Annotated in this window: 11 protein-coding genes; 8 read left to right on the forward strand and 3 right to left on the reverse strand. The window is 40.7% G+C overall.

Annotated elements, in window-relative coordinates; all coding sequences use genetic code 11:
• Positions 1 to 30: 30 nt before the first annotated feature.
• From murQ to JOD45_RS10655, 4 genes are all read left to right on the forward strand, one after another.
• Positions 31 to 918, forward strand: a complete 888-nt coding sequence (murQ, locus tag JOD45_RS10640; RefSeq protein ID WP_205003870.1) for an N-acetylmuramic acid 6-phosphate etherase — start codon at positions 31 to 33, stop codon at positions 916 to 918.
• A 70-nt stretch (positions 919 to 988) separates the two neighbouring features.
• Complete coding sequence (locus JOD45_RS10645) at positions 989 to 2,362, forward strand: PTS transporter subunit EIIC (RefSeq protein WP_205003871.1); 1,374 nt, start codon at positions 989 to 991, stop codon at positions 2,360 to 2,362.
• A gap of 109 nt (positions 2,363 to 2,471) precedes the next feature.
• A complete protein-coding gene (locus JOD45_RS10650) occupies positions 2,472 to 3,551 on the forward strand; it encodes a DUF871 domain-containing protein (protein ID WP_205003872.1) in 1,080 nt (359 codons plus the stop codon).
• 23 nt (positions 3,552 to 3,574) lie between these two features.
• A complete protein-coding gene (locus JOD45_RS10655) occupies positions 3,575 to 4,432 on the forward strand; it encodes a MurR/RpiR family transcriptional regulator (protein ID WP_205003873.1) in 858 nt (285 codons plus the stop codon).
• 51 nt (positions 4,433 to 4,483) lie between these two features.
• On the opposite strand, the gene JOD45_RS10660 is transcribed toward JOD45_RS10655, so the two are convergent.
• Positions 4,484 to 8,248 carry an AAA domain-containing protein gene (locus JOD45_RS10660; RefSeq protein WP_205003874.1) on the reverse strand — a complete coding sequence of 1,255 codons (3,765 nt, stop codon included), beginning with the start codon at positions 8,246 to 8,248 and terminating at the stop codon, positions 4,484 to 4,486.
• A 308-nt stretch (positions 8,249 to 8,556) separates the two neighbouring features.
• Here JOD45_RS10660 and JOD45_RS10665 point away from each other — a divergent pair, with 308 nt between their 5' ends.
• The 3 genes from JOD45_RS10665 to JOD45_RS10675 all read left to right on the forward strand — a co-directional run bounded on the left by JOD45_RS10665 (position 8,557) and on the right by JOD45_RS10675 (position 11,720).
• On the forward strand, positions 8,557 to 9,462 hold the full coding sequence (locus JOD45_RS10665) for an AAA family ATPase (protein WP_205003875.1): 906 nt from the start codon (positions 8,557 to 8,559) through the stop codon (positions 9,460 to 9,462).
• A gap of 40 nt (positions 9,463 to 9,502) precedes the next feature.
• Entirely contained in the window at positions 9,503 to 11,401 is a 1,899-nt protein-coding gene (locus tag JOD45_RS10670; RefSeq protein WP_205003876.1) for a vWA domain-containing protein, read from the forward strand.
• An 85-nt stretch (positions 11,402 to 11,486) separates the two neighbouring features.
• Positions 11,487 to 11,720, forward strand: a complete 234-nt coding sequence (locus JOD45_RS10675; RefSeq protein WP_338056078.1) for a YfhD family protein — start codon at positions 11,487 to 11,489, stop codon at positions 11,718 to 11,720.
• Between the two features lie 163 nt (positions 11,721 to 11,883).
• Here the strand turns inward: JOD45_RS10675 and JOD45_RS10680 are convergent, their stop codons facing one another.
• Both JOD45_RS10680 and JOD45_RS10685 read right to left on the reverse strand, forming a co-directional pair.
• On the reverse strand, positions 11,884 to 12,258 hold the full coding sequence (locus tag JOD45_RS10680) for a DnaJ family domain-containing protein (RefSeq protein ID WP_205003877.1): 375 nt from the start codon (positions 12,256 to 12,258) through the stop codon (positions 11,884 to 11,886).
• 377 nt (positions 12,259 to 12,635) lie between these two features.
• Positions 12,636 to 13,046: a CotD family spore coat protein gene (locus tag JOD45_RS10685; RefSeq protein WP_205003878.1), complete on the reverse strand. Its 411-nt coding sequence runs from the start codon at positions 13,044 to 13,046 to the stop codon at positions 12,636 to 12,638.
• Between the two features lie 577 nt (positions 13,047 to 13,623).
• On the opposite strand from JOD45_RS10685, the gene JOD45_RS16780 reads away from it, so the two are divergent.
• Positions 13,624 to 14,661, forward strand: a complete 1,038-nt coding sequence (locus tag JOD45_RS16780) for a C40 family peptidase (RefSeq protein ID WP_275583960.1) — start codon at positions 13,624 to 13,626, stop codon at positions 14,659 to 14,661.
• The last annotated feature ends 17 nt before the right edge of the window (positions 14,662 to 14,678 follow it).

The following is a 14,678-nucleotide window of genomic DNA, read 5'->3' on the forward strand; positions in this document are numbered from 1 at the left end:
AAATTTTAAAAAGTTGTGGTGATAGACACGATGCTTAATCATTTAACGACAGAGACAAGAAACGAGCGCACGATGAATTTAGATCAGATGTCGGCAGAAGAGCTTTTAAAAGTTATGAATGATGAGGACGCGAAAGTGGCTCTTGCCGTTCGCAAGCAAATTCCGCAAATTGCTGAAGCAGTCAAAAAAATTATTAAATCTTTCAAATCCGGAGGCCGCCTCATTTATATGGGAGCGGGCACAAGCGGAAGAATCGGCTTGCTTGATGCAGTTGAATGTCCGCCTACGTTCGGTGCAGACCCCAATGAAGTGATCGGATTAATAGCCGGCGGCGAAAGGGCCTTCATTAAAGCTGTCGAAGGAGCCGAAGATAGCAAGACATTAGGGATTCAAGATCTAAAAAACATCAAGTTAACAAAACATGACGTTGTCGTCGGCATTGCTGCCAGCGGCCGAACACCTTATGTTATCAGCGGCCTTGAATACGCTAATAAAATTGGCGCGGCAAGCATTGCCATCAGCTGCAATAAAGATTCCGAAATCGGAAAAATAGCACAAGTGGCCATTGAAGTCGTAAACGGTCCTGAAGTATTAACAGGCTCAACGCGATTAAAGGCTGGTACCGCGCAAAAGCTGATCTGCAACATGCTCTCAACCGCCTCAATGATTGGTATAGGAAAAGTCTACGGCAATTTAATGGTTGATTTGCAGCTAACAAATAAAAAGCTGGTAGAACGCGCGAAACGGATAATCATGGAAGCCGCGTCTTGTGATTTTCAAACAGCGGAAGAATACTTGAGAAAAGCCCATAACAAACCAAAAGTGGCTATTGTGATGCTGCTGACAGGCATGACATACGAAGAAGCCGCCGAACGTTTAGAAAAAAATCAAGGTTTTGTCAGAAAAGCGATTGAATAAAAATGGTACAGAAGTGATTTAAGTCAATTGATTTCCTGATCGCTTAGAATTTTTACGAGGGGGTTTAATCATGAAAAAGGAAGAGCGCATGGCCAAAGAGATATTAGAGCATGCAGGAGGCAAAGATAACCTTATCAGCCAAGCCTATTGCATGACAAGGGTTCGGATGAAACTAAAAGATCCCAACAAAGCCGATATCGAAAAATTAAAAGCTATTGACGGGGTGATGGGCGTTGTTGAAGATGAAACGCTGCAAGTTGTTGTCGGACCGGGAACTGTAAATAAAGTTTCTGCAGAAATAGCGAAAATGACAGGGCTGAAGGCTGGCGAAGTTAATGAAAATCTGGATGGACCTTATACTCAAGAGGCGCTTCAGAAAAAGTCAGAAATTAAAAAAAAGAATAACACGCCTGTAAAAAATATTTTGCGGAAAATCGGCAACATCTTCATCCCCCTTATTCCAGGATTAGTGGCATCCGGCATTTTAAACGGCATTGCCAATTTTGCCAAAAACGCCGGCGCTGATCCAAAAGCACTATGGATGCAGCTGCTATTATTTATTGGCGGCGGTATCTTTACTTATATGGGCATTCTTGTCGGCTGGAATACCGCCAAAGAGTTCGGCGGCACACCTGTACTAGGGGCTATTGCCGGTATTTTTATCATTAACCCCGGACTTGCGGATCTGGTTGTCTTTGGCCAGCATTTAATCCCCGGACGCGGCGGATTGATCGGTGTCATGTTTGCCGCTTGGTTAATGGTTATTTTTGAAAAAGCAGTCCGTAAAATCATACCGAATTCGATCGATATTATATTTACTTCTACAATCACCGTTTTAATTGTCGGTATTTTAACTGTTTTTATCGTTCAACCAGTTGCCGGCGTTCTTTCCGACGGCATTACTTATGGCATCAACGCCATCTTAAATGTCGGCGGCGTTCTAGCGGGCGCTGTTCTTGCCGGGTTCTTCCTGCCGCTTGTTATGGTTGGCCTGCATCAGGGACTCACGCCGATTCATATGGAGATGATCAATAAATTAGGCTACACCCCGCTTCTGCCGATTCTGGCTATGGCAGGTGCCGGCCAAGTGGGCGCAGCCATCGCTGTCTTTGTCAAAACGAAGAACAAACGCTTGCGCAACATTATCAAAGGCGGTCTTCCGGTCGGTTTCTTAGGCATTGGCGAACCGCTCTTATACGGCGTCACGCTTCCCCTTGGCCGCCCTTTCATCACAGCTTGTCTTGGCGCGGCTGTCGGCGGCGCTTTTCAAGCGGTTATGCATACGGCTTCTGCCGGCATCGGCGTCTCAGGCTTATCGCTTATACCATTAATTGTACAAAATAAATATTTGCAATACTTTATCGGCCTTGTCATTACCTATATTGCCGGATTTATTTTCACTTACTTTTTCGGCTTTAAAGAAGAAATGGCAAAAAATATATAAGTTATTTTAGGTCCGTATTTCATCGGCATCATGCCTTTCTTTATATCATTTAACTATTAAACGGCCCGCACCTTTTGCAAAGATGCGGGCCGTTTTCGGAGGTTTTTCCATGCTCGGGATTTCTATTTATTTAAACAATAAACTTTCTGCATCTGTTGAAAATTTTATAAAAGCGGCCAAGCAACACGGCTTCGAAGCTATCTTTACTTCGCTTCACATTCCAGAAGATGATCCATCGCAATACCGTGAACAATTGCAAACACTAGGCCAGCTGTCAAAGGAACATGGTATGATACTGATGGCTGATATATCACCAAAATCCATGGCATATCTTGGCCTGTCCTTTACTACGGCTTGCAAACTGGCAAACTGGGGCGTTGACGGCATACGCATTGATTACGGTATTGATGAACAAACAGTCATCCGTTTATCACAGCAAATGCGCATCGCTCTTAATGCAAGCACGATAACAGAGCCAAAACTTGACCAATTGGCACAAAACGGACTAAACACCGATAACACCGAAGCCTGGCACAACTTTTACCCCCGCCCGGAAACTGGGCTAGGCAAAGCCTTTCTCATTGAAAAGAACCAGCTCTTTCATAGATACGGCCTCCAAACGATGGCTTTTATACCTGGTGATCAGTCGCTGCGCGGTCCCCTTTTCCACGGGCTCCCGACTTTGGAAAAGCATCGAACCATATCACCGTTTGCCGCTTATTTAGAACTCGTTCAGTCTTGCGGAGTGGATAAAGTTCATGTCGGCGATCCTTATTTATCACAGGACGCCTTGATACAATTTGCCAATTGGCAAAAAGACCGCACCGTTACATTAAGGGCTTGGCCATATCTAGAAAAAGAACTGAGAAAAACAGTTCTTACCCATCATACAAACCGGCTTGATCCGGCCAGGGATTGCCTGCGCTCGGCGGAATCGCGGACTTATGCGATTCAAAATGACATAAAATATCATCCTTATCATATAACCGTCCGGCCGCGCGGCGCAGTTACGATCGACAACAGACTCTATGGGCGCTACGCCGGTGAACTGCAAATAACCTTGACTGACTTGCCGAAAGATGGCAAAGTCAATGTCATTGGACAAATTATAGACGAGGATCTGCCTCTGTTGGAAGCTATTGAGCCCGGCGGAAAATTTAAAATTAAATGGATTGAAACTTCTATATAAACACCCATAAAGGAGACGAGCTGATGACCATTTCCAGCATTACTTCACAGATTAAAGCGGCCTTGCCGGATTTGCCTGAATCGGAGCAAAAGGTCGCAGAATATATAAGGCATCATCCAAAAGAAGTGATAAAAATGAGCATCCATGAAACGGCAAAAAAGGCTGGAACAAGCAGTGCCGCCATTGTCCGCTTCTGCCGCTCAATGGGGCTGGACGGCTTTCCAGACTTAAAGATGCGCCTATCAATTGAATTGGCCAAGCCCCGGCAGCCCGGTTATCTCGACATTGAAGCCAACGAAGAGGTCGAATCAATCATCGAAAAAGTCATGTCAAATACATTGCAAACCCTTCAGATAACTGCAGGACATCTGGATAGCCAAGCCATTAAAAGAACGATAGACGTTTTGCGTCAAGCATCAGTCATTTATGTATATGGCGTCGGCGCCTCTTATATTGTCGCCGAAGACGTTGCCCAAAAGTGGAAGCGGCTTGGCAAGTCTATTTTTGCTGTTTCTGACTGCCATGTGCTGTCCATGAATTTTGCTGCCTCTCCACCCAACGCTGTTTTCTTTGGAATTTCATACAGCGGCAATACACCGGAAGTCATTCATTTGACAGAGCTTGCCAATGAATATGGCCTCACTACTATCGGTCTTTCCCGATTTGGCAATAATAAGCTTTCGCAGACAGCTGATATCATCATCAATACTGCCCGTGCACCGGAAGCGGAACTCAGAAGTGCGGCAACCACATCCCGCTTTGCCCAACTATTAGTTATTGATGTGCTGTTTTTTGCTTATGCTTCATCGCAATATGACTTTACAGTTAATCAGTTGGCGAAAACCCGTGAAGCCGTAGAAGCATGGAAAAAGAAATTTTAAAGCGGGGAATCGCCCCCGCTTTTGCTTATAGAAATCTTTATTCCGCCAAAGTTAAGTTTGTGCGCCGCCATTCACTTCAAGTCCGTAATGGCTTTTTACATAATCGATAGACATTTTATCTGTTACTATAACACTCACTTCATCTTTTCGATTGGCATGGCTGCCATCATTGGAAAGCCAGTTGTGCGAGCCAATTAGCATATATTGATCATCAACCAATAACAGCTTAGTGTGAAGGGGCGGCCGATAGATTAAACGGTTCTCTAGACGGCATTTCAAAAAACGTAATACTCTAATATATCTTTCCTTATTTTTCAAAGCGTTCTTTCGATTAAAAGAAACATCCGCTTTGTATATCTTTTCAATTTCCTCCAATGTTGCATTAGTTTTATTGTAGCCAAACATGATACTGACCTGTTTGTTATGATCTAACGCCCATTTCAATTTTTCAAAAAGTTTAATATCTATCCATGGATTAATCCATGGGCTAATGATCTGAATACTGTTTTGAGCAGACTCAAGCGCATGCAGCAAAGTTTGAAAATGGGTTCTTGGATCTGTAATCATTTTTTTAGGGAATTTTTCGGCTAAGTACCTTCCAAAAGGTGTATCCTTAACTGTTGCGGCATCTGTAAAGAGACGAAAGACCTTCTCAGCCTCTTTCATATCGTTAGAATTCCACGATGTATTAAAAAGTGAAAAAACCCTTCCCCTTTTTTGAATAGTGCGGACAACTTTCGCCAAGAAATTGCCGCTGGAAAGCGCCGTATCCAAATTTCCTAGATAGATGACCTGTTCTTTCCCTCTAGTTAATGCTACATTTAATAAATTAGGTCTTTCCCCGACGAAATGAGTGAGTTTTTGATTAACAACAGCAGAGAATAGAATGTATTTTTTTTCCTGACCTTGAAAGGTATGAACTGTTCCAATATCAATTCCTTTGATTGAATTTCTTAAATACTCAGCCTGATTTCTAAACGGCGTAATAATCCCAATGTCGTTTTTGACATGATCACCGAATCGGTTTATAAACTCCTGAACTATTTTTTCACATAGGGCAGCTTCCTTTTCATTCACATTATTGCTTGTTTGTTTTCCACGTACATCAATGGCAACGAGATTGTTCGCAAATAGTTTGTCGTTATTGTCTTCTTTTATAATAGTCAGCTTATCCTGATAGACATAATGATTAGAAAAAGCTGCAATTGACGATTCACAGCGCCGATGTTCCTCTAATATAACGCCAACCCGTTCTTCAGCCATGATTTCATAAATATCAGAATGACGGTCAGCATAATGTTGGGCACTGTTAGAGGATATATCAATCATGTCTTGAAGACTTTCAGGAACATCAGGCTTTAAATCACTCATTTCAACTGATATCGTTCGAACCGGATCAATTTGCGCAATATCCCCAACAATGACAGCTCTACTCGAACGATAAAGCGGGGAAACTAAGTAATGAGGTAAAATTTGACCGGATTCATCAACCAGCAATAAGTCGATCAAGTTTTCCAGCATAGGAAATTGAGAAGCTTTAAACGAGTGCAGCGTTGTTGTAGCGACAGGAAAACAAAGAAAAAAAGTTTCCCAAACTCCCCTCAAACTTTCTTCCAAGTCTTCCAAAACAATTTGACTATTCCTGAAAAACGGTGAAAACCAACGATTATCTTTTATCACAAGCTTTAAATTATGTAATATCTGTTTACGATTTTTCCAAATATAATGCTCATGTACACGAAGGGCTTGCATAAAAAGGGAATGTCTTTGTTTAAGCACTGTCTTGTGATTAACCAACGAATATATATCCAACGCAGATATATTATCCGTTTTCAATTGTGTTTCCAGATTTTCTTTGGCTTCTTGCCATTGATTCAATAATTGGTTAAGCGCGTATTGTTCATCCCATTGCTTTTGTGCTTCATAACAGTCTAAAGTCATTTGTTCCAGTCTCTTCTTGCATTTATCCATTTCATCACTTAAGTTTAGTAAATATTGCCCGCACCTTTCCAATGCTTCTCTTTTATGGCTTAACTTCTGTTTAATTTCAATGATTTGATCCTGAATATACGCTTCTGTTGGATATTTTTGGAATAATCTTTTTCTTTTCGGCAAAAACGCCAGCCATTTCTGCTTTCTATAAATACGGTATTCTTCCAATATTTTATATAAAGCCCGCTCTTTTTCCTCAAGGGCGGAGCAGTCCTCTTGTAAACTTTTCTGATCCGCTGTTTGCGATGCTTGGTCTTGATATAAATCGCCTAATTGTTTTTTGATAGACTGCTCTGCTTGTTGAGCTCTTTCTAACTCTGCTTTGGCTTTCTCTAATTTTAAATGATGTGTACCGTCTTTATTTAAAAGACCTTTGTCTTTGCACAATTGTGTATATCTCGAGTATGAATAGATAGACGCCTCTAATTCTCTTAACCTTTCAGCAATGATTTGAAACTGCTCTACCGCTTGATTGCTATTAAAATATTTTTCATTTTCCTCATTTTGAAGGGCATTCATTAACGCTGTTAAGACATTTTGTTTAAAGGCTTGGACATTTTTGTTATTGCCCAGCCTTGCACAAAATAGTCCTTTCATCTCGCTGTTGTCCGAAGCCAACCTTTCGAAGTAGGGAATCTCCGCCAACAATTCCTTTCCGATGTTGTCGACAGCTTTATTATTTGTACTCGTTACAATAATAGAATCTTTATTCTTGCCTTTGAGAGGAGAAATATAAGATTGGGTCTTGCCATTTTTAGTTAATGTCCATTCCTTATCCCAAATGTCAATTAAACGCTGTGTCTTTTGAACAAAGGTATCAGCAATCATTTCTTTGAGAAGGGTGGTTTTTCCCGTTCCGGGCGGTCCATTTACAGCTAATAACCGTATGTTATTCAGATTGCCTACAATATGCCACTGTTTCAAGTTCACCGGATACTCATCTGTGTAGCTGCCTAAGTGGAAATAATTTTCATTTTTTATTTTGTCATAAGTTTTTTCTTTGCCCCCGCCTATTAAATAAGAAGCAAGCAATGGAGGCCAGTTGCCGTTGGCTTTTTTCTGAACAAGCTCGATTTCCTGACGAAAAGGGGGTGAATAAAAACCTGATATTTCTTCAGTAGTGACAAATGCTGTTGCCAATTGTGACCATCCTGCATATTCTTTAAATTCTTTTATTGAAGATAGCTTATCAGAAGGAAAGCTCTTAAATATCATTTGATCAATATTTTTAATGACTGCTTCAATGGCGTCGGGGGGATTCATGTTCTCAATTTGTCCTAGTAATCTTTGAATATCTTTTTCATAAATTTTTTCAGCCTCTCTTACACTTGTATCGGTTAAATAAGCAATAACCAACATACAAGCTTCACGATGTACATGAATACTCTCAATGGTTAAAGCTTCGTGTCGAATGGTTATTTCAAATGTCAACAGGGGCCGCCTTGTTTCTTTATTTTCTTGAACCGGATAACACACCCAGAAAGAATCGTTAGCCAGTTCTTGAGCATGTTTAATTATTTCTGATCGAACTGCCTCGTTGCTAAAACTTATGGCATCATCTAATATTCTTGGTTCGTTTTGCAGAATGGCCTTTTCTAAAATTCTATTTAAGGGCTGATTAAATTCCAGCTGTTTTTCCTTTCCTTTAATAAAATCCCTTAATCTTTTGACTTTTTGCTCCTTTAAATATTCCAATAGCTCTTCCGGCTGTTTTAGAATATCTGAGCTAACATCGTGGCCGGCCTTTGGGTTTAATCTACTTTGCTTATGTCTAATCTGATCTTCATAGTCTTTAAAGTATTGTAATATAGCGGTGATAGTCATAATATCCCCTCCTTGGAAATAAGCCTCATCCATAGCAGTGAGCTGAAGCGCCTTCCATAAAATAATATAATAGGATTTAATATTCCGTAGATTTTAAAATAAAAGAAATATCTCCCTATTTCTATGTTAACTAATCAGCTGCCATTTCTGCAATAAATAACCTTCCATAAATCCCCCATTAACTCTTTTCATCATATCGCTTAGAATTAGACTTAATGAATATTATAGTCTATGATTAATTTTTGGGATAAATAGCGGCGGCAAGACGCCAAATAAAAGGATGAAAAATATATGATGGAGGGCTTATTTTGTTAGACAGAGAACTTTTGAACACACTCCCTGACGTTGTCCGGGATCGTGTTTTAACGATAAATGAACAAAACCGATTACGCTATTCCGGAGATGATCAGCAGCTGATTGGCAGGATAGGCTATACAGCGCCGGATCCCAATATCATTAATGATGCTGTCACAGCCCTTGCACTTGGGAAGAATGTTCTTTTAAAAGGGCCGACGGGTTCCGGAAAAACAATGCTTGCTGAATTATTGTCACACTTGTTTTATCAACCGATGCATTCTATTAACTGTTCGGTTGATTTGGATGCTGAAGCTTTATTAGGCTATAAAACACTCACTTATGATGACAGCAGCAACGCGCACATTACTTTTGTTTCAGGTCCCGTTGAGAAAGCCATGAAACATGGACAAATATTATATATTGATGAAATTAATACGGCAAAAGCGGAAACACTGCCAATTCTTAACGGGGTTCTTGACTATCGAAGAATGGTTTTAAACCCTTTTACTGGCGAAACGGTAAGAGCCAAAGAAGGATTCAGTGTTATTGCCGCGATTAATGAAGGCTATGTCGGTACGACGCCTTTAAATGAAGCGCTAAAAAACCGGTTTGTTGTTATCGACGTGCCTTACCTTCAAGGAGGTGCGCTCGGAAATATGTTAAAAGAGCAGTCATTGCTTAAAGATGAACATGTCATATCTCAATTTGTCACATTAAGCCAAGATCTTCTTTCAAAAGTAAAGGAAGGGCAAATATCTGAAGAGGGCGCATCCACCCGTTCGCTTTTAGATGCTTGTGATTTATCAGCATATATGCCGCCGCAACGTGCGATTCGCCGCGCAATGATAGACAAGCTTGAAGACGATCGTGAAAAAGCGGCGGTTCAAAACATTGCCGAAACCATTTTTGGGCGTTAGGGATTTCTGATGACTGAATGCAGAAAGAGAGGTGAAAACGATGAAGTTCTTAAACTTTATGGAAAAACGCATCGATCCATTTCTTAAAATTGAACTGACCGATTTAGCCAAAACACTGGCTGCCTCACGAGATTTAAAAGTTGACTTTGCTTTTCATTCCTATTTTAGGAAAGAAGAAGATACAGTCACTGTCAGCCACTATTGGACAAGGCTGCTCGATGAAAGCAAAAAAGACGGTATGAAAAGTGATATTTATTTAAGAGCTTTTGGAAATCTTCATTTTACCGATTACCAAGCGGTCAATCGTTATTTGTCTGAAGTTGGCACAATGAATGCACCGTCATTTCGAAGGCAAATTTTTTGTTTGTTAGAGGACATGCGCCTTGAGAAAGTATCTTGCAAAGAGCGCCCCGGAATGGTTTATGCCTTTCAGGCAAGGCATGATCTCTTTCATAGGCGTTTCCGCGAGCGTTTTTCTTATCATAAATCAAAAAGTGAATGGCTTGATGCTTTGTTTTGCGCTTTTTATTTGCAGATGATTGGAAAACCTATTGCTTTGCCGCAGCCCATTGCTCATATAAAGCCAGTCATGCGGAAAGCCGTTTCCGAATATCCTAATGCCGAAACAACTGCTGACATTGGCGATTTAGCGCATATCATTGGCAATGAAATTGATCAAGAACTCGGCGATATGAAGGCCTCCTATCTGATCATGTACGAATCCCTAAATGATACGGAAACAGATGGCGCATCTATGGAAGAAAAGAACGAACTGATCAGCGATTCTTCTAAACAGATCGATGATAAGGAAGAGAAAGAAACGCATCAAGAAAAAATGCCTTCCTGGCACCAAGAGCAAGAACAAGAAGGCGACAATTTCCTGCAATTTGACTTAGATGAAGGGCAGAAAACGGATCTCATCGGCGAAGGTGAACGGAAATCTGAGTCCGGTGATCAAGCGCTGGCCAGTGTCCAAGGCGCCTCAAAAGACTCCGAAGGCAGCCAATTTGATGAAAATCATATGGAAACACATAAAAGCGAAGGAACTGTTCCAGCCGGAGAAAACTTTGGATACGCCGAGATTAATAAGAACGCGAAAGCCGTCATAAAAAGTGCCAAAAAACCTGGTCCTAACGATCTGCAGGCCTATAAAACGTTAAAAGCAAAAATTCAGCCGGTACAAAAAAGCCTTCAGCAATCCATTCAAAAAACCATTGAACAAAAGCAAACCGCCCCAAGAACGGATTTGCATTTCGGACGCTTAAACAAAAAATTACTGCGAATAGTCACTGACGATAACCCAAGGCTTTTTTACAAAAAGCAAGAGCCGAGTACGGAATTGGATGTTGTTTTCTCGCTTTTGGTCGACTGTTCAGCTTCTATGTACGACAAAATGGAAGAAACTCAAGCCGGTATCGCTCTATTTCATGAATCTTTGCTTTCTTTGGGTGTCCCCCACGCTGTAACAGGTTTTTGGGAGGATGCCATGTCAGCCGATGACAGCGAACAGCCCAATATCTTTCTAGAAGCGATTAAATACGAGAAATCCTTGCTGCCTGGACAAGGGGCCAACATCCTGCAGCTTCATCCTGAAGAAGATAACCGCGACGGCTTTGCCATTCGGACAGTTGCTAAAGAATTATTAAAAAGGCCAGAAAAACATAAAATACTGCTTGTTTTTACAGACGGCGAGCCCTCTGCCTTTGATTACAGCGATAATGGCATTGTTGATACACAAGAAGCCGTTCTTGATTTACGGAAGAAAGGGGTAGAAGTTATCGGAGTCTTCCTATCCAATGAATACACTCAGGACAGCGAGAAAGAAACGATGCAAAATATTTACGGCCGGCAAAGCCTCATTATTCCGACCGTTGAAGACATTCCTTCATACATTACCCCGCTCTTGAAAAAACTCCTTTATCGTTATTTGGGCGCCTGACCCTGTGAACTTGCGGATTTTGCCATTAATGCGGATAAGTGACACGTTATTTGGTCCTCTTGTGAAATCACAAGGGGACTTTTGCATGTTTTCTCATATCCTTTCACAATATAAAGAAGAAGCTACAGAAAGGAATGAGAATATGGGCAGATCACACCATCGTAAAAAACGTGATAAAAACAAACAAGATTTACCGCAAACACCGAAATATGAGAAAAATCCTGATGGACAAGATTTAGAATTAGCGAAAGAACTTTCAGATCGTTATGAATTAAAAGCCAAACCCGGTTTTCCGCCAATGGATGTTGACAGAAAATAAGAAATAAGGATGACCTGTGCATGGATTTCAAAACATCCTATATCGGCATCTTTCTGTTCAATAGAATAAGCGCCATGTTCATATTTGCATGGCGCGTCTTTACATATATTCTTCGGCCAACAAAACGATGGCTGAAAACATCATCAGTGTCTGCGGCTTTTTTTCATAGTTTAAATTTATCCGCTATTTTATCCTTATAGGCATAGTAGGCCTGTGACTTCATAAGGCTTCTTTGTTCCATTAGCTGATTATACCGTAAAGTTTTTTCTGTAAGTTTTTTATGCAAAGAGGCGATTTTCTCTTCATCATCGCAGCAGGAAATTAAATCTTCTAAAGAAAGGATTTCCTTCTTTAATTGCACTTCTTCAGGGACATAGCCCGAATTCTTCAAAATTTTATACGCCATACGGAGATCCTTGGGCACACCGGACAAATTATCCATCTTTAACGGCTTGCCTTTGCCTTTTAAATGATCCAAATCGCCATTTTCCATAGCCTCACGAATCTTGCTTTCCGCAATCATCGAGAAAATATCCATCACGTGAGCCTCCTTATTTGCGGGGTTGGTTAAATCAAGTCATCAGCCACCGGGAACATTCTATATCCATTAACCCAAATACTTATGTTATTGTCAAACGAATCAACAAAAAACATACCTATTAGGCTGAAGATATCACCTCATATTATGATACTGATGCCATGGAAAATCGATGTCCTCTCATAACCATTCTCTTCACAGCAAGAACTTAGACAGCAAGCTCATGACAAAGAATGCGGCGCGATGGATTAGAGTAAATTTATGTAACACAAAGCAAATTGCAAAGTCAAACGCCATACTCACTAGGAATATGGCGTCTTATATTAACTAAACGGAATGACCGAATCTATTAAATCATCAGTTAAGGTGCCGATAATCTAGAACTTTCCATGGTGATGATGCATATGATGCGGATGGTGAGGGTGGTGCATATGATGCGGCGGTACACATCCGCAATTCACGTCTTCACAGCTTTCTGTACATTTTACCGACTCAGTATGCGGAAAATAATGGGCATTTGTGACATGTGTGTGTTTCCAATGTACAGTGTGGGACGGGTGAATATATGGTACAATGACATTTTCATAATAATTTTGTTGGTAATACCTAGGATCGCAAATCACTTCCGGCATCACTTTTGTTTCACAAGGTCCGCAGCAGTCCATCATTGGTTCATGCGGAATGTTTGCATACCCCCCATCATGAAAATGATGATGCATGCCATGATGATGAATATCATCAAAGTTAGCCAAATTTGGATTGAACATATTTTCGTTATCCAAATGCATTTTACATACCTCCTTAAGGTTAAATTCACTATAGAGTATGTAAAATAACCACCATCTGAAATGGACAACGACCTATTGAAATAACCTATTTTTACGAAAAAAAGGCTGGTGCACGCCGTCTAATCGAAGAATCCGGAGCCCTGCCTATCTACCCCTGCGGCCTTTGCAAAGCCAGAAATTTCATAAGGCAGACGGCCGATTGCAATAAGGGCGACAGAAGCAGCCTCTTGTTTCAGTTATACCTCTGATTGCAATAAGAAAATGAGAATTTTCATAGATTTTCCCCGCCCTAATCTATTAAAATCCCCCTTCTATTTTTGCTCCTTTTCTGCTCTCAAAACAACGCTATGTGATCCTTTGCTATTTTTGCAAAAACTAGTAAAAAACCGCTAGTTTTATAGGTCTTTTTTTTCGACATTTTCCCCCATTGTAATCAAAATGTAATTTTCTTAAAACCTGCATGTTACATTATTCGAGTATTATTGACAGCAGAGAGAAAAAAAGAGTAAAAAATGTTGGATCGTTACGTATCTATGAAAATAAAAATGAAAAGAAATATTTTAGGAGGAATTTTGTTTTGTTAAAACCTAAAGGCATTGTGAAAAAATTGGCAACTACATCAACAGTCGCAGGCGTTATGGCAATCGCACCGTTAGCTATGCATCCAGGCAGCGCTTCAGCACACGCACCATCTGCTGGATTAGTACCTCAATCTAACAATAACAGTCAAGCAACGGTTGTACATAAACAAACAGCACAAAATACACAGACAGCACAAACTCAAACATCACAAAAAGAAACTTCAAGCCAGCTTTTAAAATCAGGTGACCGCGGAACAGCTGTCAGCAATCTTCAATCCAAATTAAACGCTAAAGGCTTTTTGCATGGCGGAATTGACGGCATCTATGGCCCAAATACAGCTGATGCTGTCCGCGCATTCCAAAATTCAAACGGTCTTCCTGTTGACGGCATTGCTGGTCCGGACACATTTGCTAAATTAAACGGAAACTCTGCTGCAAATAACAACAACAGCAACAGCAATAACAACAGCACTTCCGTTAACCACAGCAATACTGTTCAAAACAACAATACAACTGTAAATAACAATAGTTCTAACAGCAATAATGTCTATCATCCTGTTTCTGCATCAGGAAGCAATCATCAATCATCCAATGTAGAAGATATGTCTTATCGCCCTAATCAAACGTCTAATAATCAAAGCAATCAGGGCGACCAAAATAGTCAAGTTTCCGGTTCAAAAATCGCTGCCATTGCTCAACAATATAATGGCGCACCATATGTATGGGGCGGAATGTCACCAGCCGGATTTGACTGCAGCGGCTTTATAAAATATGTTCTGCAACAAGCTGGTATTGAAACATCAGGCAGAGACGCAGCTGCTATTTACAGTGAAGGCACATCAGTAAGCACTCCTAGTGTCGGTGATGTTGTATTCTTCAGCAACACTTACAAACCTGGCATCAGCCATGCTGGCATCTATATCGGCAACAATCAAATGATTGGCGCCCTAAATGAAAAAGACGGCGTTCAAATCGTCAGCCTTGATAATCCATACTGGAAAAGCCATTTAACTGGTTTCAAATCTTATAATTAATATGTTGGAAGAGCCCT

The organism is Scopulibacillus daqui (assembly GCF_016908855.1).
In the GTDB taxonomy this organism is placed as follows: Bacteria; Bacillota; Bacilli; order Bacillales; family Sporolactobacillaceae; genus Scopulibacillus_A; species Scopulibacillus_A daqui.

Excerpts from the sequence above, each read along its gene's own strand:
- JOD45_RS10680 (WP_205003877.1), bottom strand. The coding sequence starts at position 12,258 with ATGGATATTTTCTCGATGATTGCGGAAAGCAAGATTCGTGAGGCTATG.
- JOD45_RS10670 (WP_205003876.1), top strand. The coding sequence starts at position 9,503 with ATGAAGTTCTTAAACTTTATGGAAAAACGCATCGATCCATTTCTTAAA.
- JOD45_RS10660 (WP_205003874.1), bottom strand. The coding sequence starts at position 8,248 with ATGACTATCACCGCTATATTACAATACTTTAAAGACTATGAAGATCAG.
- JOD45_RS10685 (WP_205003878.1), bottom strand. The coding sequence starts at position 13,046 with ATGCATTTGGATAACGAAAATATGTTCAATCCAAATTTGGCTAACTTT.
- murQ (WP_205003870.1), top strand. The coding sequence starts at position 31 with ATGCTTAATCATTTAACGACAGAGACAAGAAACGAGCGCACGATGAAT.
- JOD45_RS10645 (WP_205003871.1), top strand. The coding sequence starts at position 989 with ATGAAAAAGGAAGAGCGCATGGCCAAAGAGATATTAGAGCATGCAGGA.
- JOD45_RS10650 (WP_205003872.1), top strand. The coding sequence starts at position 2,472 with ATGCTCGGGATTTCTATTTATTTAAACAATAAACTTTCTGCATCTGTT.
- JOD45_RS10655 (WP_205003873.1), top strand. The coding sequence starts at position 3,575 with ATGACCATTTCCAGCATTACTTCACAGATTAAAGCGGCCTTGCCGGAT.
- JOD45_RS10675 (WP_338056078.1), top strand. The coding sequence starts at position 11,487 with ATGTTTTCTCATATCCTTTCACAATATAAAGAAGAAGCTACAGAAAGG.